Genomic DNA, 1,611 nt, shown 5'->3' with positions numbered 1-1,611 from the left:
ACAACGGAAACCGCCCCGCGCCACGGGATCCCGTGGTTCGGGGCGGTTTCTGTTGTGCGGGTCCGACCGGCGCCAGCGGGCGGCGCGCCGGCGCCGCCCAGCCCGCCGCCGCGCTAGGCGCCGAGCAGCCGCTCGGCCAGGAAGCCCTGCAGGCGGTCGAGCGACACGCGCTCCTGGCCCATGGTGTCGCGCTCGCGCACGGTCACGGCCTTGTCCTCGAGCGTGTCGAAGTCCACCGTGATGCAGAACGGCGTGCCGATCTCGTCGTGGCGACGGTAGCGACGGCCGATCGCACCGGCGTCGTCGAAGTCCACGTTCCAGTTCTTGCGCAGGTCGTCGGCCAGGCCGCGGGCGACCGGCGAGAGCTGCTCGTTGCGGGACAGCGGCAGGACCGCGGCCTTCACGGGCGCCAGGCGCGGGTCGAGGCGCAGGACGGTGCGCTTGTCGACGCCGCCCTTCGCGTTCGGGGCCTCGTCCTCGTGGTACGAGTCGAGCAGGAACGCCATCAGCGCACGGGTCAGACCGAACGACGGCTCGATGACGTACGGCACGTACTTCTCGTTCGCGGCCTGGTCGAAGTAGCGCAGGTCCTGACCGGACGCCTCGATGTGGTTCTTCAGATCGAAGTCGGTGCGGTTCGCGACGCCCATGAGCTCGCCCCACTCGGTGCCGGCGAACCCGAAGCGGTACTCGATGTCAGCGGTCGCGTCGGAGTAGTGCGCGCGCTCCCCGTCCGGCACGTCGAAGCGGCGGAGGTTCTCCGGGTCGATGCCGAGGTCGGTGTAGAACGCGACGGCGTCGGCGATCCACTGCTCGTAGTGCTCCTGGGCCGAGGCCGGCGGCACGAAGTACTCGATCTCCATCTGCTCGAACTCGCGGGTCCGGAAGATGAAGTTGCCGGGTGTGATCTCGTTGCGGAAGGCCTTGCCGACCTGGCCGATGCCGAACGGGGGCTTCATGCGGCTGGTCGTGACGACCTGCGCGAAGTCGACGAAGATGCCCTGGGCGGTCTCGGGGCGCAGGAAGTTCAGGCCCTCTTCCGACTCGACCGGGCCGAGGTAGGTCTTGAGCATGCCGCTGAACTCGCGGGGCTCGGTCCACTCGCCGCGGGTGCCGCAGTTCGGGCACGCGATCTCGGCCATGCCACCCTCGGGAGCGCGGCCCTTCTTGGCCTGGAACGCCTCGAGCAGGTGGTCCTCGCGGAACCGGTGGTGGCAGTGCAGGCACTCCACGAGCGGGTCGGTGAAGGTCGCGACGTGGCCGGAGGCCTCCCACACCTTGCGAGGCAGGATGACGGCGGAGTCCAGGCCCACCATGTCGCCACGGCCGCGGACGAACCGCTGCCACCACTGGCGCTTGATGTTCTCCTTGAGCTCGACGCCGAGGGGCCCGTAGTCCCACGCGGAGCGGGATCCGCCGTAGATCTCCCCCGACTGGAAGACGAACCCACGGCGCTTGGCCAGGGCGATGACGCTGTCGAGACGGGAGGGCTGTGCCACTGAGGTGCTCCTGAGTTCGCCGAGCTGGGTGCTCGGTGTGCGGTCGGACCCGGCAATGCTAGCGGCCCGGGAGGCCCGACCCACCGCCGCCCCTCCCCTCACCACCCCGACG

General features: G+C 70.1%; 1 protein-coding gene. It reads right to left on the bottom strand.

Features of this window, described 5'->3' with window-relative positions; all coding sequences use genetic code 11:
- Positions 1–113 precede the first annotated feature (113 nt).
- Positions 114–1,499, bottom strand: a complete 1,386-nt coding sequence (locus QL987_RS16850; RefSeq protein ID WP_290158811.1) for a glycine--tRNA ligase — start codon at positions 1,497–1,499, stop codon at positions 114–116.
- Positions 1,500–1,611: the final 112 nt, after the last annotated feature.

Origin of the sequence: Curtobacterium sp. APC 4022 (assembly GCF_030407555.1) — a bacterium.
Taxonomy (GTDB): Bacteria; Actinomycetota; Actinomycetes; order Actinomycetales; family Microbacteriaceae; genus Curtobacterium.
Note: the sequence above shows the minus strand (reverse complement) of the source record. Positions and strands in the feature narration are given on the sequence as shown.